Origin of the sequence: Micromonospora sp. RTP1Z1, assembly GCF_033804685.1 — a bacterium.
Taxonomy (GTDB): Bacteria; Actinomycetota; Actinomycetes; order Mycobacteriales; family Micromonosporaceae; genus Micromonospora.
In genome coordinates, this window is record NZ_JAPFQV010000001.1 from 283349 (window position 1) to 303868 (window position 20520).

General features: G+C 72.0%; 18 protein-coding genes. 13 read left to right on the top strand and 5 right to left on the bottom strand.

The annotated features are described in order from the left end of the window. Nucleotides 1-10: 10 nt before the first annotated feature. Nucleotides 11-550: a hypothetical protein gene (locus SLP03_RS01340; protein WP_319458606.1), complete on the bottom strand. Its 540-nt coding sequence runs from the start codon at nt 548-550 to the stop codon at nt 11-13. A gap of 78 nt (nt 551-628) precedes the next feature. Then, entirely contained in the window at nt 629-1174 is a 546-nt protein-coding gene (locus SLP03_RS01345) for an RNA polymerase sigma factor (RefSeq protein WP_319458607.1), read from the bottom strand. 240 nt (nt 1175-1414) lie between these two features. On the opposite strand from SLP03_RS01345, the gene dnaE reads away from it, so the two are divergent. The 3 genes from dnaE to SLP03_RS01360 all read left to right on the top strand — a co-directional run bounded on the left by dnaE (nt 1415) and on the right by SLP03_RS01360 (nt 7343). Continuing rightward, nucleotides 1415-4948, top strand: coding sequence for a DNA polymerase III subunit alpha (gene dnaE, locus SLP03_RS01350; protein ID WP_319458608.1), 3534 nt, complete (start codon nt 1415-1417; stop codon nt 4946-4948). Nucleotides 4949-5017: 69 nt separating this feature from the next. Then, nucleotides 5018-6196, top strand: a complete 1179-nt coding sequence (locus SLP03_RS01355; RefSeq protein WP_319458609.1) for a YncE family protein — start codon at nt 5018-5020, stop codon at nt 6194-6196. 109 nt (nt 6197-6305) lie between these two features. Continuing rightward, on the top strand, nt 6306-7343 hold the full coding sequence (locus SLP03_RS01360) for an aminotransferase class V-fold PLP-dependent enzyme (RefSeq protein ID WP_319458610.1): 1038 nt from the start codon (nt 6306-6308) through the stop codon (nt 7341-7343). 38 nt (nt 7344-7381) lie between these two features. Here SLP03_RS01360 and SLP03_RS01365 read toward each other — a convergent pair whose 3' ends face one another. Next, nucleotides 7382-8554, bottom strand: a complete 1173-nt coding sequence (locus SLP03_RS01365) for an acyl-CoA dehydrogenase family protein (protein WP_319458611.1) — start codon at nt 8552-8554, stop codon at nt 7382-7384. 172 nt (nt 8555-8726) lie between these two features. On the opposite strand from SLP03_RS01365, the gene SLP03_RS01370 reads away from it, so the two are divergent. The 3 genes from SLP03_RS01370 to SLP03_RS01380 are packed head-to-tail and all read left to right on the top strand — an operon-like array spanning nt 8727 to nt 11953. After that, nucleotides 8727-9392 (top strand): TetR/AcrR family transcriptional regulator C-terminal domain-containing protein, encoded by a 666-nt coding sequence (locus tag SLP03_RS01370; protein ID WP_319458612.1) that lies wholly within the window; start codon nt 8727-8729, stop codon nt 9390-9392. 45 nt (nt 9393-9437) lie between these two features. After that, on the top strand, nt 9438-10880 hold the full coding sequence (locus tag SLP03_RS01375) for an aldehyde dehydrogenase family protein (RefSeq protein WP_319458613.1): 1443 nt from the start codon (nt 9438-9440) through the stop codon (nt 10878-10880). Further along, nucleotides 10877-11953, top strand: a complete 1077-nt coding sequence (locus SLP03_RS01380; RefSeq protein WP_319458614.1) for a zinc-binding dehydrogenase — start codon at nt 10877-10879, stop codon at nt 11951-11953. Before SLP03_RS01375 ends, SLP03_RS01380 begins: the two co-directional genes overlap by 4 nt. Here SLP03_RS01380 and SLP03_RS01385 read toward each other — a convergent pair. Continuing rightward, nucleotides 11937-12908 (bottom strand): TetR/AcrR family transcriptional regulator C-terminal domain-containing protein, encoded by a 972-nt coding sequence (locus SLP03_RS01385; RefSeq protein WP_319458615.1) that lies wholly within the window; start codon nt 12906-12908, stop codon nt 11937-11939. The genes SLP03_RS01380 and SLP03_RS01385 overlap by 17 nt on opposite strands. 190 nt (nt 12909-13098) lie before the next feature. Between SLP03_RS01385 and SLP03_RS01390 the strand changes: the two genes are divergently transcribed. From SLP03_RS01390 to SLP03_RS01415, 6 genes are all read left to right on the top strand, one after another. After that, entirely contained in the window at nt 13099-14298 is a 1200-nt protein-coding gene (locus tag SLP03_RS01390; protein WP_319458616.1) for an FAD-dependent monooxygenase, read from the top strand. Nucleotides 14299-14586: 288 nt separating this feature from the next. Further along, the gene (locus SLP03_RS01395) at nt 14587-15348 is read left to right on the top strand and encodes an ABC transporter ATP-binding protein (protein ID WP_319458617.1); all 762 of its coding nucleotides are present in this window, start codon (nt 14587-14589) and stop codon (nt 15346-15348) included. After that, nucleotides 15335-16027 carry an ABC transporter ATP-binding protein gene (locus SLP03_RS01400; protein WP_319458618.1) on the top strand — a complete coding sequence of 231 codons (693 nt, stop codon included), beginning with the start codon at nt 15335-15337 and terminating at the stop codon, nt 16025-16027. The genes SLP03_RS01395 and SLP03_RS01400 overlap by 14 nt, the downstream gene beginning before the upstream one ends. A 44-nt stretch (nt 16028-16071) precedes the next feature. Continuing rightward, a complete protein-coding gene (locus tag SLP03_RS01405) occupies nt 16072-17328 on the top strand; it encodes an ABC transporter substrate-binding protein (RefSeq protein WP_319458619.1) in 1257 nt (418 codons plus the stop codon). A gap of 7 nt (nt 17329-17335) precedes the next feature. Further along, the gene (locus SLP03_RS01410; protein WP_319458620.1) at nt 17336-18217 is read left to right on the top strand and encodes a branched-chain amino acid ABC transporter permease; all 882 of its coding nucleotides are present in this window, start codon (nt 17336-17338) and stop codon (nt 18215-18217) included. After that, entirely contained in the window at nt 18214-19230 is a 1017-nt protein-coding gene (locus SLP03_RS01415; RefSeq protein ID WP_319458621.1) for a branched-chain amino acid ABC transporter permease, read from the top strand. The genes SLP03_RS01410 and SLP03_RS01415 overlap by 4 nt, the downstream gene beginning before the upstream one ends. A gap of 100 nt (nt 19231-19330) precedes the next feature. Here the strand turns inward: SLP03_RS01415 and SLP03_RS01420 are convergent, their stop codons facing one another. After that, nucleotides 19331-19675, bottom strand: coding sequence for a hypothetical protein (locus SLP03_RS01420; protein ID WP_319458638.1), 345 nt, complete (start codon nt 19673-19675; stop codon nt 19331-19333). A 104-nt stretch (nt 19676-19779) separates the two neighbouring features. On the opposite strand from SLP03_RS01420, the gene SLP03_RS01425 reads away from it, so the two are divergent. Further along, a partial coding sequence (locus SLP03_RS01425) for an MFS transporter (protein WP_319458622.1) occupies nt 19780-20520 on the top strand: 741 nt, incomplete at its 3' end.

A 20520-nucleotide genomic window follows, 5' to 3' on the forward strand; every position in this document is an offset into this window, starting at 1 on the left:
GGGCCGGTTGCTACCTGACCACGACAGTGATCGTGTGCGTTCTGTCCCCCTTCGGGATCATGACGGCGACGGTGCCGGGGCGGACGAAGCGGATGTCCACCACCCCGCCCTCGTAGTGCTGGGAGACCAGGTCCTGGCGGTCCACGGTGACCAGGCCCGGCCCGATGCCCTGAATCCGCAGCACCGCTCCGGTGGCGAAACAGAGCGACTTCAGCAGCTCCAGTTCGGTCTCGGCGAGCGGTAGGTCGTACCGGACGGCACCCTGGCAGGCGGCGGGCAGCCCGGTCGGCGAGGGGGTCGGTCGGGGCGTACCCCTGGTCCTGGTCGGCAGGGGCGGTGCCGGAACGGCGCGCCCGGTGGTCGGTGCAACGGTCGGCGACGTCGGGGGAGCGGACAGGGTCGGGGTGGACGTCGGCGTCGGGCTGGACGAGCCGGGCGGCTGGACGGGCAGCGGCGAGACCGGGTCGGTGCCGCAGGCGGCGGCCGCCACGACCACGGCGAGGGCGGTGGCCACGGTGGCGGCGAGCCGGCGGATCGGGGCGGGTCGCATGGTGGGGCTCCTTCGTCGGGATGGGCCGTTCACCCTGTTGGTCGCCACCACCGCCGGTTCCGTTCGCCGTTCGGCTGTTCAGTTCCGATCGTCGCCGAGTCGTTGCCGGACCAACTGCCGGGCGAGGTGGAGCCGCGACTTCACCGTCCCCTCCGGTGCATCCAGCAGAGCGGCGATCTCGTGATAGCTCAGCCCGAGGACGTCACGCAACGTCACCACCTCGGCCAGGTCGGGGCGGACCGAATCGAGCGCGTCGAGCAGGTCGAGGCGGGTGCCGGCGACCACGCTGGTCCGCCGGGGGTCGGCCCGGTCGGGCAGCGGCACTCCGCCCGTCTCCAGCAGCCAGCGGCGGCGCAGCGCCCGGTACGTCGAGCGGGCCCGGTTAGCGGCCAGCCGGTGCAGCCAGGTGCGGAACGAGGAACGGCCCTCGAACCGGGTGATCCCGTTGGCCACGGCGAGCAGCGTGTCCTGGCAGGCTTCCTCGGCGTCCTCCCGGTTCGGCAGGAACCGGGCGCAGAGTCGCAGCACGTCCGGCCGCACCGCGACCAGCAGGGCGTCCAACGCCGCCCGGTCGCCATGCGCGGCGGACCGGGCCAGGGCGTCGATGTCGTCTCCGAGGGGCATGGCGGGTGTCCAATGCTCGCCGGTGCCGTTCCCCGAGCGTACGGCCGAGATCGCCGGCCGACCCGGTCGAGTCCGGCAGCCGACTCCGACCATCGGCGCGGGACTGCCCCACGTCGGACGAGACGTCCGACACCTGTCGCGAGGTCGGCCCGCGCGGCTCTCGCCGGCCCTGATCGGATCTCGGTAGGGTGGGCCGACGGCCTTGACCAACCCATGATCCGACCCGGGGGGGCGCTCTGCATGGGCGATTCGTTCGCGCATCTGCACGTGCACACTGAGTACTCGATGCTCGACGGCGCGGCCCGGCTCAAGGACCTCTTCGTCGAGGCCAACCGGCTCGGCATGCCGGCGGTGGCGATCACCGACCACGGCAACATGCACGGCGCGAACGACTTCTACAAGCAGGCGATGGCCGCCGGGATCACCCCGATCCTCGGCGTCGAGGCGTACGTCGCGCCGGAGTCGCGCTACCACAAGGCGCGGGTCAAGTGGGGCCGCCCGGAGCAGAAGCGCGACGACATCTCCGGTAACGGCGCGATCACCCACAAGACCATGTGGGCGCGGAACGCCAGGGGCCTGAAGAACCTGTTCACGCTGAACTCGCGCGCCTCCATGGAGGGCCACTACGTCAAGTGGCCCCGGATGGACATGGAGCTGATCGCCGAGCACGCCGAGGGCATCATGGCCACCACCGGCTGCCCCTCGGGCGCGGTGCAGACCCGGCTGCGGCTGGGGCAGTTCGACGAGGCCCTCAAGGTCGCCGCCAGCTACCAGGACATCTTCGGCAAGGAGAACTACTTCCTGGAGATCATGGACCACGGCCTCGACATCGAGCGCCGGGTCCGCGACGGGCTCACCGAGATCGCCCGCAAGCTCGACATCCCGCCGGTGGTCACCAACGACTCGCACTACACCCACGAGGCGCAGGCCGAGGCGCACGACGTGCTGCTCTGCGTGCAGACCGGCAGCAACGTGGCCGACCCGAACCGGTTCCGCTTCGAGGGCGGCGGCTACTTCGTCAAGTCCGCCGACCAGATGCGCGCGGTCGACTCCTCCGAGCTGTGGCAGCAGGGCTGCCGCAACACCCTGCTGGTCGCGGAGAAGGTCGACCCGACCGGGATGTTCGAGTTCCACAACATGATGCCCCGCTTCCCGGTGCCGGAGGGGGAGACCGAGGAGTCCTGGTTCCGCAAGGAGACATTCGCCGGCCTGGCCCGCCGCTACCCGGGCGGCATCCCCGAGGGGCACCTCGTCCAGGCCGAGTACGAGCTGGGCGTCATCAACCAGATGGGCTTCCCGTCGTACTTCCTCGTGGTCGCCGACTTCATCCAGTGGGCGAAGAGCCAGGGCATCGCCGTCGGTCCGGGTCGTGGCTCGGCCGCCGGCTCGCTTGTCGCGTACGCGCTGGGCATCACCGACCTCGACCCGATCCAGCACGGCCTGATCTTCGAGCGGTTCCTCAACCCCGAGCGCGTCTCCATGCCGGATGTCGACATCGACTTCGACGAGCGTCGGCGCGGCGAGGTCATCAAGTACGTCACCGACAAGTGGGGCGAGGACAAGGTCGCGCAGATCGCGACCTTCGGCACGATCAAGGCGAAGGCCGCGATCAAGGACTCGGCCCGGGTGCTCGGCTTCCCGTACGCGGTGGGTGACCGGATCACCAAGGCGATGCCGCCGGCGGTGATGGGCAAGGACATCCCGCTCACCGGCATCTTCGACCCGAAGCACTCCCGCTACGCGGAGGCCGGCGAGATCCGTGGCCTCTACGAGTCGGACCCGGACGTCCGCAAGGTCATCGACACGGCCAAGGGCATCGAGGGGCTGATCCGGCAGACGGGCGTGCACGCCGCCGGCGTGATCATGTCCGCCGAGCCGATCATCGAGCACATCCCGTTGATGCGCCGGGACGCCGACGGGGCGATCATCACCCAGTTCGACTACCCGACGTGCGAGTCGCTCGGGCTGTTGAAGATGGACTTCCTCGGCCTGCGCAACCTGACCATCATCGACGACGCGGTCAAGAACATCGAGCTCAACCACGGCAGGCAGCTCGACCTGCTGGCGCTGCCGTTGGACGACCAGGCCGCCTACGACCTGCTCGCCCGGGGTGACACCCTCGGGGTGTTCCAGCTCGACGGTGGGCCGATGCGCTCGCTGCTGCGGCTGATGAAGCCGGACAACTTCGAGGACATCTCCGCGGTCCTGGCGCTGTACCGGCCCGGCCCGATGGGCGTCGACTCGCACACCAACTACGCGCTGCGCAAGAACGGCCAGCAGGAGATCACCCCGATTCACCCCCAGCTGGAGGAGCCGCTGCGGGAGATCCTCGCCCCCACCCACGGCCTGATCGTCTACCAGGAGCAGGTGCAGCGCGCCGCGCAGATCCTCGCCGGCTACACCCTCGGCCAGGCCGACCTGCTGCGCCGGGCGATGGGCAAGAAGAAGAAGGAGATCCTCGACAAGGAGTTCATCCCGTTCCGGGACGGCTGCCGCGAGCGCGGCTACTCCGACGAGGCGATCCAGGCGGTGTGGGACGTCCTGGTCCCGTTCGCCGGCTACGCCTTCAACAAGGCGCACTCCGCAGCGTACGGGCTGGTGTCGTACTGGACCGCGTACCTGAAGGCGCACTACCCGGCCGAGTACATGGCCGGGCTGCTCACCTCCGTGGGTGACGACAAGGACAAGATGGCGCTCTATCTGTCCGAGTGCCGCCGGATGCGCATCCAGGTGCTGGCGCCGGACGTGAACACCTCCGCCGGGCCGTTCACCCCGGTCGGCAAGGACATCCGCTTCGGTCTGGCCGCGGTGCGCAACGTCGGCGCGAACGTGGTCGCCTCGATCATGCGGTGCCGGGGGGAGAAGGGCGACTACGCCGACTTCTACGACTTCCTGTCCAAGGTGGACGCGGTGGTCTGCAACAAGAAGACCATCGAATCGCTGATCAAGGCCGGTGCCTTCGACTCGCTCGGGCACACCCGCAAGAGCCTGCTCGCCGTGCACGCCGACGCCATCGACGCGTACGCCGACGTGAAGCGCAAGGAAGCCGTCGGTCAGTACGACCTCTTCGGCGCCGGCTTCGGCGAGGCGGACACCGGCGGCAGCACCACGGTCATGCCGACCATCGGCGAGAGCGAGTGGGACAAGCGGGACAAGCTGGCCTTCGAGCGGGAGATGCTCGGCCTCTACGTCTCCGACCACCCGCTCTTCGGTTTGGAGCACGTCCTCGGCGCGGCGGCCGACACCACCATCGCCGCGCTCGCCGAGGAGGGCGGGGTGCCCGACGGGGCGGTGGTCACCCTCGCCGGCATCCTCTCCGGCGTGCAGCGCCGGGTCACCAAGCAGGGCCGGGCCTGGGCGTCGGCCACCCTGGAGGACCTGGCCGGCGGCGTGGAGACGCTCTTCTTCCCCAACACCTACGAGGTGATCGGGCAGTACATCGCCGAGGACGCGATCGTGGTGGTCAAGGGGCGGGTGGACCGCCGCGACGACACCCCACGGATCATGGCAATGGACATGTCCATGCCGGACGTCAGCAGCAACCCGGCGAACAAGCCGGTCACGCTCACCATCCCGGTGCACCGGTGCACGCCGCCGCTGGTGGAACGGCTCAAGGAGACCCTGGTGCTGCATCCCGGCGACACCGAGGTGCACGTCAAGCTGCTCAACGGCGGCAAGGTGACGACGCTGCGGCTGGGACCGTTCCGGGTCGCGGCCACCACCGCGCTGATGGGTGACCTGAAGAGCGTCCTCGGCCCGGCCAACGTCAGCTGACCCGGTCCCGATAGGTGAGCTTTACGTTCATTCACCGCCTGTAGGTTTTTTAACCGTTACCGTGATCGGATGTCCCGCAGACGACTGCTGGCCGCCGTTCCGATCCTGTTCCTGTCCGCCGGGTTCGTGGCCTGCACCAGCCGGGAGCCCACCAAGGAGACCCTGACCGGCCCGTCCACGGCCGCCCCGTCGGGTCCGGCTTTCGGGCCGCTGGCGGCGGGCATGCCGCCGTACCCGACCGCCGGGAACGTCTACGCGGCGGCCGGCCCCGACCAACTCGCCGGGCAGGTACGCGGCGACCGGCCGATGGTCTACGTGCCGAACACCAAGAGCAACGACGTCTGGATGATCGACCCGGCGACCTACAAGGTGGTGGGGAAGTTCGCCGGGGGGCCGGAGCCGCAACATGTGGTGCCCTCCTACGATCTGCGCACGCTCTACGTGGCGTCCAGCCAGACCCCCAGCGGCGGACTGGTCCCGGTCGACGCCCGGACCGGCAAGCCGGGCCAGTTCCGGAATCTCGAGGACGTGTACAACCTCTACTTCACTCCGGACGGCAAGCAGGCGATCGTGGTCGCCGAGGCGTACCAGCGGCTGGACTTCTACGACGTGAGCACCTGGCAGCGGGTGCGGTCGGTCCGGTTCCCCGAGTGCGGCGGCATCAACCACATGGACTACTCCGCCGACGGCAGAACGATGTTGTTCAGTTGCGAGTTCGCCAACCGGATGCTGGTCCTGGACACTGCCAGCCTGCGCAAGCTGCGCGACTTCCGGCTCACCGAGGCGTCCGACGGGATGCCTCAGGACACCCGGCTCACCCCGGACGGGCAGCATTTCCTGGTCGCGGACATGCGCGCCCACGGGGTGTACGTCTTCGACGGCCAGGCCACCCGGCAGACCGGCTTCATCCGCACCGGCCGGGGCGCACACGGCATCTACTTCAGCCGCGACGCCAGACTGGCCTACGTCACCAACCGCGACGAGGGCAGTGTGACCGTGCTCGACCTGGCCCGCCTGAAACCCACCACGACCTGGCGCATCCCTGGCGGCAGCCCCGACATGGGCGCCCTCACCGCCGACGGCAAGCAGCTCTGGCTCTCCGGGCGCTACCACGACGAGGTGTACGTGTTGAGCACGGATACCGGCAAGCTGCTCGCCCGCATACCCGTCGGTCGGGGTCCCCACGGTCTGACCGTCTGGCCGCAGCCCGGCCGTTATTCTCTCGGGCACACCGGGAACATCCGGTAGGGCACAGTCCCGACCGATCCGTCCGCGGCGGCCGCCGCGGCGTGGGCGCGGGCCGCCGGGCGTCGATTGGCCGTTCCGGCCGGCGACCGGCCTGGCTAGCGTCGGCGCCATGGACCTGGACGAGGCACAGAAGCTGTGGCAGCCGGAGCCCGGCTGGCTGAACACCGCCAGTTACGGGTTGCCGCCGGAACCGGCCTGGACGGCGCTGCAGGAGGCGCTGGCCGCCTGGCGGGTGGGGCGGACCTCCTGGGAGGGGTGGGGTGGGTCGGTCGAGCGGTCCAGGGCCGCCTTCGCCGCCCTGGTCGGGGTGCCGGCGGCGGACGTGACGATCGGCAGCACCGCCTCGCAGCTGCTCGCCCCGGTGGCGGCCGCCCTGCCGCCGGGGGCCACGGTGGTGGTACCGGAGGTCGAGTTCACCTCGAACCTCTTCCCCTGGCTGGTCCAGGAGCGGCGGGGCGTCACGGTACGCACGGTCCCGCTGGCCGACCTCGTCGACGCACTCGACGCCGACACCGACCTGGTCGCGTTCAGCCTGGTGCAGTCGGCCGACGGCGCGGTCGCCCCGTACGACGAGATCGTCGCCGCGGCCCGGGCGCACGGCGCCCTCGTCGCGGTGGACGCCACCCAGGCCTGCGGCTGGCTGCCCTTCGACGCGGGCCGGGCCGACGTGGTGGCGGTCGCGGCGTACAAGTGGCTGATGGCGCCGCGCGGCGCCGCCTTCGCCTACCTGGCCCCGGCGCTGCGCGACCGGCTGCGTCCCGACGCCGCGGGGTGGTACGCGGGCGCCGACGTCCACGCCTCTTACTACGGTCCGCCGTTGCGGCTGGCCGGCGACGCCCGGCGTTTCGACATCTCCCCGGCCTGGTTCTCCTACGTGGGTGCGGCGCCCGCGCTGGAGCTGCTCGCCGAGATCGGGCTGCCGGCGGTCCGCGACCACGACGTCGCCCTGGCCAACCGGTTCCTTTCCGGGCTCGGCCGGCCGCCGGGGCACAGCGCGATCGTGACCCTGGAGGTGCCCGGCGCGGAGGAGAAGCTGGCCCGGGCCGGGGTACGCGCGGCGGTCCGCGCCGGCCGGGTCCGGGCCGCGTTCCACCTCTACTCCACTGAGGAGGACGTCGACCTGGCGCTCGACGCGCTGACGAGCTGAGGGGTGCTCCCGCCCCGGGACCGGGCGGGAGCACCCGCTCAGGCCAGGTGGCCGCCGATCTTCGTGTACCCGCGCAGCAGGTCGCGGGAGATGATCAGCCGCTGCATCTCGTCGGTGCCCTCGAAGATCCGGTAGAGCCGCACCTGCCGGTACCAGCGCTCGATCGGCAGCTCCCGGGTGTAGCCCATCCCGCCGTGGATCTGCAGCACCCGGTCCACCACCCGGTTGACCATGCCGGCGCCGTAGAGCTTGCCCATCGAGGAGGCGTGCCGCGGGTCCATGCCCTGGTCGACCGTCCAGGCGGAGCGCAGCACCAGCCAGCGGGCCGCCTCCAGCTCGGTCTCCGAGTCGGCGATCATCCACTGGATGGCCTGGTTGGTGCCGATCTTCGCGCCGAAGGTCTCCCGGGTGTTGGCCTGGTCGATGGCCATCTGCAGCACCCGCTCGGCGATGCCGATCGCGTGCGAGGGGATGGTGTACCGGCCCTTGCCGATCCACTGCATGCCCAGCGTGAAGCCCTGACCGACCTCGCCGAGGATGTTGCGGTGCGGCACCCGGACGCCGTCGAAGATCAGCGACGCCGGGCCACCCTCGCCCATGGTCTGGATGAACTCCGAGCGCCAGCCCATCGCGCGGTCCACCAGGAACGCGGTCGCGCCGCCGTTGCGGGCGCCCTTTTCCCGGTCGGTCACCGCCACCACGATCGCGAAGTCCGCGTCGTTGCCTCCGGTGATGAAGGTCTTCTCGCCGTCGAGGACCCAGTCGTCGCCGTCGCGGCGGGCGGAGAGCCGGATGTTCGCCGCGTCCGAGCCGGCCCCCGGTTCGGTGATCGCGAAGCAGGAGATCCGTTCCCCCTCGATGGTCGGGATCAGGAACTCGCGCTTCTGCTCCTCGGTGGCGTGGAAGAGGATGTTGTCCGCCTCGCCGCCGAAGCGGAACGGCACGAAGGTGCGGCCCAGCTCGGTCCAGATCAGCGACTGCATGACCGCGGGCAGGTCCATCCCGCCGTACTCCTCCGGGGTGGCCAGCCCCCAGAAGCCGAACTTCTTCGCCTTGAGTTGGAGTTCCCGCAGCTCCGAGTGGTCGAGGCCGGGCCGGTGGGCGCGTTCGCGGCGGAGCACCTCCTGCTCCAGCGGCATCACCTCCCGGCTGATGAACGACCGGACGGTGTCCCGGACCGCCCGTTCCTCGTCGGTGAGTGAGAAGTCCACGATGGTCCCCCTGGTCGGCGCGGCGGTGGGTCGCCCTCAAACTAGCGGTGTAAGTTTTCATCCGTCCAGCCCCCTCCGCTCACCGCCCGGGGGACGGCCCACCCGGCCCGGCGCGGATAGCGTGCAGGGGCACCGCCGGCGAACCGGCGACGCCCACGAGGGAGAGACACCGGTGCCGCGACCCCGACAGGCTCTGCTCACCCGGGACCGGATCGTGGCCACGGCGCTGGCGCTGATCGACGCCGACGGACTCGCCTCGCTGTCCACCCGGCGGCTGGCCGCCGCGCTCGGCGTCCAGGGGCCGTCGCTCTACAACCACTTCGCGACCAAGGGCGCCATCCTCGACGCGGTGGCGGACAGCGTCACCGCCACCGTCGACACCGGCTGCATCGCCCGCCACGACTGGCGGGAGGCGCTGCGCCGGTGGGCCTGGTCGTACCGGGAGGCGCTCGCCGCGCACCCGAACGTCGTGCCGTACCTGGCCCAGGGGCCCGGCCGGCGACCGGCCGCGCTCGCCATGGCCGACGCGGTCTACGGCGGCCTGGTCCGGGCCGGCTGGCCGCCCGCCCGCGCCACCCACATCGGCGCGGCGCTGCGCTACTTCGTCGCCGGTTCGGCGCTCGGCTCGTTCGCCCGGGGCTTCGTCGAGGACCCGGAGCTGTACGCCGCGCACTACCCCCACCTGACGCAGGCGCACCGGCTCGCCGGGCACCAGCGCAGCGTCGACGAGGGCGCTTTCGCCCTCGGCCTGGACGCGTTGCTGCACGGTCTCGCCGCCGAGTACGAGCGGACCGTCGGCCCGCTCGCCCCGCTGGAGCCGACCGGCCGTGCGGAGTAGCGTCCAAACTCCCAGCGCTAGTTTCCAGCCCCGACGAAGGACGACATGGATCTCGCCGCCGCGCCGCCCGCCCTCCTGGTCCGTCGCCACCTGCACGTCGCCGGCGCGTGGGTCGACCCCACCGAGGGCGACGCCATCCCCGTCGAGAACCCGGCCACGGGCGACATCGTCGGTCAGATCCCCGCCGGCACCCCGGCCGACGTCGCCCGGGCCGTGGCCGCCGCCCGGGCCGCCTTCCCCGGCTGGGTCGCCACCGCCCCCGCCGAGCGGGCCGCCCACCTCGACCGGCTGCACACCGCGCTGGCCGCCCGCGCCGACGAGATCGCCCGGACCGTCGCCTGGGAGCTGGGCACCCCGCTCAAGCTCGCCGCCCGGGTGCAGACCGGTCTGCCGCTCACCGTCCTGCGCAGCATGGTCGAGCTCGCCGCCCGCCCGGCCGCCGAGGAGACCGTCGGCAACTCCCTGATCGTCCGCGAACCGGTCGGCGTGGTCGGCGCGATCACCCCGTGGAACTACCCACTGCACCAGGTCGTCGCGAAGGTCGCCCCCGCCCTGGCGGCCGGCTGCACGGTGGTGCTCAAGCCCAGCGAGCTGACTCCGCTGACGGCGTACCTGCTCTTCGATGCGGTCACCGAGGCCGGACTGCCGCCCGGGGTGGTCAACCTCGTCCCGGGCACCGGCCCGGTGGTGGGCGAGGCCCTCGCCGCCGACCCGGACGTGGACCTGGTCTCGTTCACCGGCTCCACCGCCACCGGCCGCCGGATCGCCCACCTCGCCGCCGACCGGATCGCCCGGGTCGCCCTGGAACTCGGCGGCAAGTCGGCCAACCTGATCCTCGCCGACGCCGACCTGGCCACCGCCGTGAAGGTCGGGGTCGGCAACGCCTTCCTCAACTCCGGCCAGACCTGCACCGCCTGGACCCGGATGCTGGTCCACCGGGACCGCTACGACGAGGCGCTCGACCTGCTCGCGACGGCCGCCGGGGGGTACCGGCTGGGGGACCCGTTCGACCAGGCGACCCGGTTGGGCCCGCTGGTCTCCGCCGCCCAGGCCGAGCGGGTCCGCGGTCACGTCGGCCGGGCGCTCGCCGACGGCGCGCGGCTCGTCGCCGGCGGCCCGGACGTGCCCCTGCCCCCGCGCGGACACTTCGTCGCGCCGACCGTCCTCGCCGACGTGCACCCGGACAGCGCGCTCGCCCAGGAGGAGGTCTTCGGTCCGGTCCTCGCCGTCATCCCGTTCGCCGACACCGACGAGGCGGTGGCCATCGCCAACAACTCCCGGTACGGGCTGGCCGGTGCGGTCTGGTCCGCCGACGAGGAGGCGGCCCTCGCGGTCGCCCGGCGGCTGCGCACCGGCCAGGTCGACGTCAACGGCGGCGGGTTCAACCCGCTCGCGCCCTTCGGCGGCTACAAACAGTCCGGCCTCGGTCGGGAGTTGGGCGCGTACGGCGTCGACGAGTTCCGCGAAATCAAGGCGATCCAGCGATGAGGGCCCTGGTGGCCCGCGGCCCCGGCGCACCGCTGCGCGTCGAGGAGGTACGCCTCCCCACGCCCGGCCCCGGCGAGCTGCGCGTCCGGATCCGGGCCGCCGGCATCTGCCACTCCGACCTGTCCATGGTCAACGGCACGCTCGCGCCCGCGTACCCGCTGGTGCTCGGGCACGAGGCGGCGGGCGTGGTCGCCGAGGCGGGCCCCGGGACCCGGCTGCCGGTCGGCGCCCAGGTGGTGCTCAACTGGGCGCCCGCCTGCCGGACCTGCTGGTTCTGCCGGCGGGGCGAGCCCTGGCTCTGCGCCGCCAACACCGCGCCCGCGGTGGCCCGGGGCGAGACCGCCGAGGGCGACCCGCTGTACGTCACCCTCGGGCTCGGCGCCCTCGCCGAGGAGGTGGTGGTGCCCGAGCACGCCGCCGTCGGCGTCCCCGGCGACCTCCCGCCGGAGCAGGCCGCGCTGCTCGGCTGCGCGGTGCTCACCGGCACCGGTGCGGTCCGTAACACCGCCCGGGTCGGTGCGGGTGAGTCGGTCGTGGTGATCGGCCTCGGCGGGGTCGGTCTCTCCGTGCTCACCGCCGCCCGGGCCGCCGGCGCCGGGCCGGTCATCGCGGTCGACGTCGCCGAGGCCAAGCGGGAGCTCGCCCTCGCGGCCGGCGCCACCGACTTCCTCCTCCCCGACGACCGGCTGTCGAAGGAGGTCCGGGCGCGCACCGAGGGCCGTGGCGTCGACCACGCCTTCGAGTGCGTCGGCCGGTCGGCCACCATCCGCACGGCCTGGCGGCTCACCCGGCGCGGGGGCGCGGTCACCGTGGTCGGCATGGGCGCGAAGGACGACCTGGTCAGCCTCGCCGCGCTGGACATCTTCCACTCCGCCCGGACGCTGCGCTCCTCGGTCTACGGCTCCTCCGACCCGGACCGGGAGGTGCCCGAGCTGGCCCGCGCGGTGGGCGACGGCACGCTCGACCTGCGCCCACTGATCAGCGGCCGGATCCCGCTGGACGAGGCGCCGGCCGCGTTCGACCGGCTGGCCCGGGGCGAGGGGGCCCGCTGGGTGGTCACCTTTCCCGGATGACCGCCGGCTCCGCACCGGGTGGCCGACGCTCGATCAGCGCGGCGCAGCCGTCGAGGAGCCGGCGCAGGCCGAACTCGAAGACGGTCTCCAGGTCGAGCTCGATGTCGCCCTCGGCGGTCAGCGCGGCCATGGTGGCGTAGCCGCCGCTGACGATCATCTGCTGAAACGTGGGCACCTGGCGGTCCACCCACTGCTCGTCGGTCAGCCCGGTGTCCTGCTCCGCCTGCGCCCGCATCTCCAGGTTCGTCGCGATGCCCCGTACGTACGCGATCAGGGTGATCGCGACGTGCCAGCGCAGGTGCCGGTCGAGGCCGAGACCGGCGGTGGCCCGCAATGCCCACTCGGTGTGCGCCATGCCCTGCGGCAACAGCTGCGGGCGGGCGATCGAGATGACGTGCGGCAGCCAGCGGTGTCGCCGGTAGGTCGCCCACTGGGCCTGGGCGAGCAGCTCGAGGCGGGTCCGCCACCCGGGCGGCGGCATGGCCGGCAGCGGCGCGTCGGCCAGCGCCGTGTCGGCCATCGTCAGGATCAGCTCGTCCCGGCCGCGCACGTGCCGGTAGAGGGACATGGTGGCGACGTCCAGCTCGGCGGCGATCTGCCGCATCGATACCGCCGCCAGGCCGCCGGCGTCGGCGAGGGCGATCGCGGTACGGACCACCCGCTCCCGGCTCAGCTCCGGCTCCGCCCGCTCGCCGCTGCGCCGCGTCCGGGGCGGTGCCGCGGGATCGGGGGCGACAACGGTGCCGGCGCCCGGGCGGGTCAGCACCAGCCCCTCGGTGCGGAGCAGGGCGAGGACGCGGGTAGCGGTGGCGATGGCGACCCCGTGCTCGCGGGTGATCTGCCGGGCCGAGGGCACCCGGTCGCCGGGGCGCAGCTCGCCCAGGTCGATGCGGCGGCGGATCTCCGCGGCGATCCGCCGGTACGGCGGCTCCGACCCGGGCAGCGTGTGGGACATCGGGGCACCTCCGCCCCGGAGCGTACTAGTACGGGCGGTCAGCAGTGGTGCTGGTCCGGGCAGCGTACTAGGTCGGCCCCAGCGCGTACGGCACGGTGGAACCTACAGTCCACCGCACGGGGGAACCCCTCCGTCCGCCCCCGGCGCGCGCCGGGTAGACGGTGTACGCACGACCGTTGGGAGCGTCGCGGTGAACGACAGGACCGTGCTCATCTCCGGGGCCGGCATCGCCGGCCCCGCCCTCGCCTTCTGGCTGCGCCGGTACGGCTTCCACCCGACGGTGGTGGAGCGGGCCTCCGGTCCGCGCCCCGGCGGGCAGGCGGTCGACGTCCGGGGGACCGCCCGCGCGGTGGTCGACCGGATGGGGCTGACCGCGCGGGTCCGCGCCGAGTGCGTCGCGGAGCACGGGATGGCCTACGTGAACGCCCGCGGCGAGGTGACCTGCCGGATGCCGGTGCACGCCTTCGCCGGCGAGGGCATCGTCGCGGAGATCGAGATCGAGCGCGGCGACCTGGCCCGGCTGCTGTACGAGGAGAACCGCGACGGGGTGGAGTACCTCTTCGACGACTCGATCGAGACGCTGACCGAGACCGGAGACGGGGTGCGGGTGACCTTCGAGCGCTCCGCCTCGCGCACCGTCGACCTGGTGGTGGGCGCCGACGGGATGCACTCCCGGACCCGGGCGCTGGCGTTCGGGCCGGAGTCGGCGTACGTCCGGCCGCTCGGGGCGTACCTGGCGTACTTTGGCACGCCTTACCCGGACTCCGACGGCTGGTTCCTCATGCACAACGCCCCCGGCGGCCGGGTGGTGGGAACCCGCCCGACCCGGCACGGCCGGACCAGCGCCCTGTTCAGCTTCGTCTCCCCGCCGCTGGAGCTGGACCGGCGGGACGTCGCCGCCCAGCAGCGTCTCCTCGCCGAGCGCTTCGCCGACGTCGGCTGGCGTACCCGGGAGCTGCTCGCCGTCATGGCGGACGCCCCGGACTTCTACTTCGACCTGTACGGGCAGGTGCGGACGGACGGGTGGAGCCGGGGCCGGGTGGCGCTGCTCGGCGACGCGGCGTGGTGCCCGTCCCCGCTGACCGGGCAGGGCACCAGCCTCTCCCTGGTCGGGGCGTACGTGCTGGCCGGTGAGCTGGCCGCCGCCCGGGGCGATCACACGGTCGCGTACCGCCGGTACGAGGAGGTGCTGCGGGCGCACGTCCGGCGCGGCCAGGAGCTGCCCGGTGGCGGCATCTCCGGCTTCCTGCCGGCCAGCCGCGCCGCGATCCGGCTGCGCGACGCGTCGATGCGGGCGATGACCTCCCGCCCGCTGCGGCGCCTGACCACGCGGCTGTTCTTCTCCCAGGCCGACGGCCTGGCCCTGCCGGAGTACGCCGTGACCCGGTGATCTACCAGGGGTCGGCCGATGAGGTCGGCCGACCCCGGTTCCAGTCCGGGTCAGGTGGTCGGGCCACATGGGAGCGGTCACTCGTCCCGCCCGCCCATCGCCGTCGATCCCGTGATGTCGGCCGCCGGGCGGTGGGCATGTCCGCCGCACCCGCGTTCACCGCTCGGAAAGTGTGGGGGGGCCCCATGGCTCGACTCCGGCGGTGCGCCGTAGGTTTCCTCCACGCGACGGCCCTGTGACCGCAGTCACCGACCCGGTCGTCGCCGGACACCTGCGGAGGATGTGGCGATGGCCGGGCAAGCGCTCCTGTCGGCCCGTGGGCTGACCCGCGACTTCCGGGGCTTCCGGGCGGTCGACGGCGTCGACCTCGACGTGGCCCCGGAGACCGTGCACGCCCTGGTGGGCCCCAACGGCGCCGGCAAGACCACGTTGTTCAACCTGCTCACCGGGTTCCTGTCGCCGACCGCCGGGCGGATCGAGCTGGCCGGCCAGGACGTCACCGGCCTGCCCCCGGAGCGGGTCGCCCGGCTCGGCGTGGCCCGCTCGTTCCAGATCACCAGCCTCTTCCCGCAGCTGGGCGCCCGCGAGCACGTCGAGCTGGCGTTGCAGTCACCGAGCGGGCTGGGCTGGCGGTTCTGGCGCTCGGCCAAGCTGATGGACCGCTACCGGGACCGCGCCGACGAGCTGCTGGCCATGGTCGGGCTCGCCGAACTGGCCGAGGTCCCCGCCGAGGCGCTGGCGTACGGGCGCAAGCGGGCCCTGGAGCTGGCCATCGCCCTCGCCCTGGACCCGAAGGTGCTGCTGCTCGACGAGCCCACCGCCGGGATGGGGCTGGAGGACGTCGACCGCACCGTCGACCTCATCGCCAAGGTCCGCAAGGGCCGGACCGTGGTGATGGTCGAGCACAACATGAGCGTGGTCGGCCGGCTCGCCGACACCGTCACCGTCCTGCAGGCCGGCAAGGTCCTGGTCGAGGGGCCGTACGAGCAGGTCCGCGCCGACGAGCGGGTCATCACCGCCTACCTGGGAGCCGCTGATGCTGCGCATTGAGAACCTCTCCGCCTTCTACGGCGAGGCGCAGGTGCTGCGGGAGGTGAGCCTGGAGGTCGCCGCCGGCGAGGTGGTCACCCTGGTCGGCCGCAACGGGGCCGGCAAGTCAACCCTGCTGCGCTGCGTGATGGGGCTGCACCCCGGCCAGCGCGGCACGGTCGCCCTGGACGGTCGGGACGTCACGAAGCTGCCGGCGTACAAGCGGGCGCGGTTGGGGCTCGGCTGGGTCCCCGACGACCGCGGCGCGTACGCCACCCTCACCGTCACCGAGAACCTGACGCTGCCGCCCCGGGTCGGCCCCGATCCGTGGTCCCTCGAACGGGTCTACGAGGCGTTCCCCGCCCTGTACAGCCGGCGCGACTCGGCGGCCACCATGCTCTCCGGCGGCGAGCAGCAGATGCTCGCCCTGGCCCGGGTGCTGCGGATGGGCGCCCGGCTGCTGCTCTGCGACGAGCCCACCGAGGGGCTCTCCCCACTGCTCGTGCAGCAGGTCGGCGACCTGCTGCGGGAGGCCAAGCAGCACGGGGTGACCGTGCTGCTGGTCGAACAGAACCTGCACTTCGCCACCGGCGTCGCCGACCGGCACTACCTGCTGGCCGAGGGACGCATCGCGGAGGCGATGGACAACTCCGAGGTGCGCTCGCGGGAGCGCGAGCTGCTGGCGTACCTCGGGATATGAAATTTTCGACGGCTGACCCGCGCGAACCGCGCGGTACGAAAGGGATGGACATGCGTAGGAGCGTGGGTGTGGCCGCCGCCTCGGCGGCGGTGGTGCTGGTCGCGGGCTGCGGCGGCGGTGGGCCGGCCTCCGGCGGCGACCAGAAGCTGACCGGCGACAAGATCGTGCTGGGGGTGCTCAACGACCAGTCCGGGGCGTACTCGGAGCTGTCCGGCAAGAACTCGGTGAAGGCCGTGGAGCTGGCCATCGCCGACTTCAAGGCCAAGTACGGCGACAAGGCGATCACCAAGGACATCACCGTGGAGACCGCCGACCACCAGAACAAGCCGGACGTGGCCAACAGCAAGGCCGCCGAGATGTACGACCGCAAGGGCGTCGACATCATCCTCGACGTGCCGACCTCCTCGGCCGCCCTGAAGGTCGCCGACGTGGCAAAGGAGAAGAAGAAGCTCTACTTCAACATCGGCGCGGCGACCACCGACCTGACCGGCAAGAGCTGCAACAAGTACACGTTCCACTACGCGTACGACACGTACATGCTGGCGAACGGCACCGGGAAGACCACCACCGAGCAGGTGGGCAAGAACTGGTACATCCTCTACCCGAACTACGCCTTCGGCCAGGACATGGAGAAGAACTTCTCCGCCGCGATCGAGAAGGCCGGTGGGAAGGTGATCGGCAAGGACGGCGCGCCGTTCCCGAACACCACCGGCGACTACTCGTCGTTCCTGGTCAAGGCGTCCAGCATGAACCCGAAGCCGCAGGTGCTGGGCACCATGCAGGCCGGTGCCGAGCTGGTCAACGTGGTGAAGCAGTACAACGAGTTCAAGCTCCGGGACAAGGGCATCGGCCTCGCCGTGGGCCTGATGTTCATCACCGACATCCACTCGCTGACCCCGGCGGCGCTGGCCGGCACCACCTACACCGACGCCTGGTACTGGAACTTCGACCAGCAGAACCGGGCGTTCGCCGACCGGTTCCAGAAGGAGACCGGCACCCGACCGTCCTTCGCGCACGCGGCCAACTACTCCGCCGCCATGCAGTACCTGGAGGCGGTGCAGGCCGCCGGCACCGACGACGCCGACACCGTCGTCAAGGGGCTGGAGGGTAAGGAGATCAACGACGTCTTCCTGCGCAACGGCAAGATCCGCGCCGAGGACCACCGGGTCATCCACGACGCGTACCTGGCCCAGGTGAAGCCGCAGGCCGAGGTGACCGAGCCGTGGGACTACGTCAAGGTGCTCAAGACCATCCCCGCCGCCGAGGCGTTCCGCGCCCCGTCGGCGGACTGCAAGATGTGACCTGGGCATGACCGGCTTTCTCCAGAACACGTTCAACGGGTTGGTGAGCGGGGCGTTCTACGCCCTGCTCGCCCTCGGGCTCGCGGTCATCTTCGGCATGCTGCGGGTGGTCAACTTCGCCCACGGGGCGTTCTACATGCTCGGCGCCTTCGGGGCGTACGTGCTGCTCACCGAGGCGGGCGTGCCGTTCTGGGCGGCGCTGGTGATCATGCCGGTGGCGCTCGCCGTGCTGGGCATGGCGCTGGAACGGGCGGTGATCCACCGGCTGACCCGGCTCGACCCGCTCTACAACTTCCTGCTCACCTTCGGCCTGACGCTGATCCTCCAGGACCTGGTGAAGACCCGGTACGGCGTGCAGTCCAGCCCGTACGCCACGCCGGCCGCGCTGAGCGGCTCGGTGGACTTCGGGCTCTTCGACTTCCCGACGTACCGGGTCTTCATCCTCGGCTTCACGGTGCTGCTCTGCGTCGCGGTGTGGTGGGTGCTGGGGCGGACCCGGATCGGCATGGTGGTCCGGGCGGCCACCGAGCGACCCGAGCTGACCCGCGCCTTCGGCATCGACGTCGGGCGGTGGGTGACCCCGGTCTTCGGCTTCGGCATCGGTCTGGCCGGGTTGGCCGGCGTGCTCGCGGCGCCGATGCGGGCGGTGAACCCGCTGATGGGCGCCGATCTGATCATCGTGGTCTTCGCGGTGGTGGTGATCGGCGGCCTCGGCTCGATCTTCGGCTCGGTCGCCGCAGGCTTCGGCATCGGCCTGATCCAGGCCTGGGGCGAGGCGTACCTGTCGGACTTCCCGATCGTGTCCCAGACCGTCGTGTTCGTGGTGATGGCCGTGGTGCTGCTCTGGCGCCCGGCCGGCCTGTTCGGCCGTGAGGAGGCACCGGCATGACCAGCGCCGTCGACACCCCCGCCGAGGCGGCCCGACCCTCGCCGCCGTCCGGGCTGGTCGCCGTCGCCCGCGCCCCGGGCTGGGTCCGGTACGCGCTGCTGGCCGCCGGCCTGCTGGTGGCGCTCTGGTTGCCGAACGGGCTCTACCCGGCGGTGGCGGTGGACATCCTCTGCTGGGCGCTCTTCGCCGTCTCGGTGGACCTGCTGCTCGGCTTCACCGGACTGATGTCCTTCGGGCACGCCGCGTTCTGGGGCACCTCCGCGTACGTCACCGGCCTGGTGGCGATCCACGCCGGGCTGCCGTTCCCGGCGGCCGTGCTGGCCGGGGCGCTCGCCGCGGCGCTGCTCGCCGTGCCGATCGGCTACCTGGCGGTCAAGCGCACCGGGATCTACTTCGCGATGGTCACGCTGGCCTTCGCGCAGCTGGTCTACTACGTGGCCAACGAGTGGCGCTCGGTCACCCGGGGCGAGAACGGCCTGCAGGGCGTGCCCCGGGAGTTCTTCGGGATGGACCTCACCGACGACTACTACTTCTACTACGCGGTGCTGCCGATAGTGCTGCTCGGGCTGGCCGCCGCCTGGCGGATCGTGCATTCGCCGTTCGGCCGGGTGCTGGTCGGCATCCGCGACAACCCGGCCCGCGCCCGGGCGCTGGGCTACCCGGTGCACCGGTACAAGCTGACCGCGTTCGTCCTCTCCGGCTTCATCGCCGGGCTGGGCGGTGGCCTCTTCGCCGTCAGCCACCGCTTCGTCTCCCTGGACGTGCTGCACTGGACCACCTCCGGCAAGGCGGTGATCGTGGTGGTGCTCGGCGGCATCGGCACGCTCTGGGGCGGGGTGCTCGGCGCGGCGGTGGTGGTCCGGCTGGAGGACTGGCTGTCGTTCTCCGGGTTCGAGGCGATCGGCCTGGTCACCGGCGGCATCTTCGTGCTCGTCGTCCTGCTGTTCCGGCGGGGGATCTGGGGCACGGTCGCCGCACTGGCCAGACGCTGGGGAGCCGCCCGCCGCGGATGATTCTCCCGACGGCCCAGCCGACCACGCCGTCCGGACGTACCCCCTGGTAGTGAACGCCTACCCGGGGGTACGTCTGGTGTTGACAGCGGGTCGCCGCCGATCAGCGGGGCAACAGGCCGCGGAGCAGCGCGCCGATCGCCGCTTCCGGGTCGAAGTCGTCCTCCGCGTAGGCGAGCTGGTTGCTGAACAGCCCGTCGATGAGGCTCAGCAGCATCCGGAAGTGGGCCGGCGGATCGGCGGAGCCGAGCCCGGCGACCAGTGGCACGCCCCACTCGGCCAGTCGCTCCCGTCCGATGCCGATCTCGCGGCGCAGCTCGGGGTGCAGCTGCGACTGGCGCTGGCCGTCGTCCCGCCCGCCTGACTCGCCCGGAGCGGACCCGGCACGGGGCGGGTTCGCGCCGGGCGCCCCGGGCAGCTGCGGCAGGTGACCTGGGACACAAACGATACGATCCGGTTCCGTATCGAAACCACTTCACCTACGCTCGGCATCGTTACGAGTCTGCCCCGTATCGTATTTCGACGCGGGGGAAGCCGGGGGGAGAACCGGACATGGAACCGCACGAGAACACCGGACACCCGAGGAGGTGGGCGATCCTCGGGGTGCTGGTGATCAGCCTCCTCGTGGTCGTCCTCGACAACACCATCCTCAACGTCGCGCTGCGCACCCTCGCCGACCCGGTGCACGGCCTCGGGGCCAGCCAGGGCGAGCTGGAATGGGCGATCAACTCCTACACGCTGGTCTTCGCCGGGCTGCTCTTCAGCTTCGGCGTACTCGGCGACCGCGCCGGCCGTAAGCGTTTCCTGCTGATCGGCCTGGTCCTCTTCGGCCTCGCATCGCTGCTGTCGGCGTACGCGCAGAGCCCGGCGCAGCTGATCGGCGCCCGCGCCCTGATGGGGGTCGGCGGCGCGGCCATCATGCCGGTCACCCTCTCGATCATCTCCAACGTCTTCGACCCGCGCGAGCGCGGCCGGGCGATCGGCGTCTGGGCCGGCGCGGTCGGCCTCGCCGTGGCGATCGGCCCGATCCTCGGCGGCGCCCTGCTGGAGCACTACTGGTGGGGCTCGGTCTTCCTGATCAACGTGCCGGTGGTCGCGATCGGCGTGGTGCTGGTCGCCGTCCTGGTGCCCGAGTCGCGCGACCCGAACCCGGGCCGGGTCGACCTGCTCGGCGTCCTGCTCTCGGTGGTCGGCCTGGTCGCGCTCACCTACGGCATCATCGACGGCGGCGAGCACGGCTTCGGCCGGCCGCTGGTCTGGGTCTCGATCGTCGGCGGCCTGGCGGTGCTGGGC